The following is a 1608-nucleotide window of genomic DNA, read 5'->3' on the forward strand; positions in this document are numbered from 1 at the left end:
GGGCTATAGGAACCAAACGTGGTGTTTTAGACCGGTCAGAATGGTCGGGTCTTCGCGTGACGGGGGCGGTGTTCGTCGATTTTATGGGTCTCGCTGACGCCGATGATCGCATCGCATAGGGCGCGGGCGGCCTTGACCGAGTCATCGACTGCGTCGGGGATTAGTGACAGGTCGCCATGTTGTGCTGCCGCATAGGCGAAGGCGACCATGACGGACGCGCGGGTCAGTGCCAGAGCGAGTTTGAAATATCGTTTCACGCACCGGGGTATGCGTCCCCGGCACGGGATGGGACGTCGGCTCATGGATGGTGAGGGCTAATGGTCGTTGGCCTGCCATCCGATATGGGTGTGGAACTCGTCCCAGCTGACCCCGGTGACGTACTTCGGCGCTCCGGTGTCGTCGCCGTCCTCTTCGGCCGGTGATGGTCGTGCCGGCCTCCAGTGTTCGGGTCTGATCAGTGATGCGGGGGCCGGGGATCCGCTTTTCATGTAGCACACCCATTCGCAGGCGCGTCTCATATGCTCCTCGGGCAGACCGCGATGGTCGAGGAGCATGCGCTTGAGCGGCGAGTTGACGCCGCCCTCAAGACGGTTCGTGTTGCGTGCCACCGGTCCCGCGGCGGTCAGCGAAGGCTCGAGGAACGCGAACAGCTTGCCCTCGCGGAACAGTTTCTCCAACCGCCGGTAGCAGCGTCGGACCTCCTGGTGCGTCCACCACCACTCCTGACGCGTGGCCTTCGGATTCGTCGGATCGTCCTTCGCGAGGGTGCGTTCGTTGATGAAATCACCCCACCTGAGATGCCATGCGTTGAGCGCCTCGCCCCATCGGGCCGCATGCTCGGCGTCATGGACCTTGGTGAGCCGGTCGGAGAGTCTCTTGAGCTCCCTGCCGGCCTCGAGCCTGGGCTTCGAGGTCAGGTCGGTCCTCGTGTTGCGTTGCACGTGCACCAGACAGCGCTGGATCCGGGCGTCCGGCCATGTCTCATGGCATGCGGTCTCGGCGCCACGCAGCCCGTCGGTGACCAGCACGTCGGGTGCGGGGATGCGGGAGAACAGCGCCATGTACGCGGCCTTCGACTCGTGCGCGCACCACTGGAAGCCCAGCACCTCGCCGCTCTCGCCGTCGACCGCGACGATCAGGCACCAGTCGTGGTTCATGTACGTGCCGTCCGCCATCACCGTGTGATGCCTGACGGTCGGAGGAGGGATGACGGGCCGGACGTTCCAGCACCATCGGATGCGTTTGCGGAACGCGCGCGGCCCAGGGCCCATGTCGCCCTGCGTCCTGCCGGAAAGCAACCAGTCGAGGAAGGCCCGCAGGTCGGCGTCATGCTTCCTGTCCGGCCTGGGCGCGGTGGCCCCCAATGAGCAGTCCGTGCATTTCCAGCGTTGGGAGCCGGCCTTCGTCCTTCCGTTCTTCCTCATCGGTTTTCCGCATACCGGGCACAGCCGGGCCCTCTTCGACTTCGTCCTCATACACCCATCGAACAGGCACCGGACGGCCTGACCGGCGGCCTTTAATACGACATCGCGTTAAAACCACCCCGACACGCCTACTGCTACAAGGCCAAACCCCGGTCATAAACACCACGTTTGGTTCCTATAACCC

General features: G+C 64.2%; 1 protein-coding gene. It reads right to left on the bottom strand.

Going from position 1 to position 1608, the window contains the following annotated elements; genetic code table 11:
* Positions 1-314 precede the first annotated feature (314 nt).
* Positions 315-1475 carry an IS1249 family transposase gene (locus tag KIH81_RS11905; RefSeq protein ID WP_214305517.1) on the bottom strand — a complete coding sequence of 387 codons (1161 nt, stop codon included), beginning with the start codon at positions 1473-1475 and terminating at the stop codon, positions 315-317.
* Positions 1476-1608: the final 133 nt, after the last annotated feature.

Origin of the sequence: Bifidobacterium miconisargentati, from assembly GCF_019331675.1 — a bacterium.
In the GTDB taxonomy this organism is placed as follows: domain Bacteria; phylum Actinomycetota; class Actinomycetes; order Actinomycetales; family Bifidobacteriaceae; genus Bifidobacterium; species Bifidobacterium miconisargentati.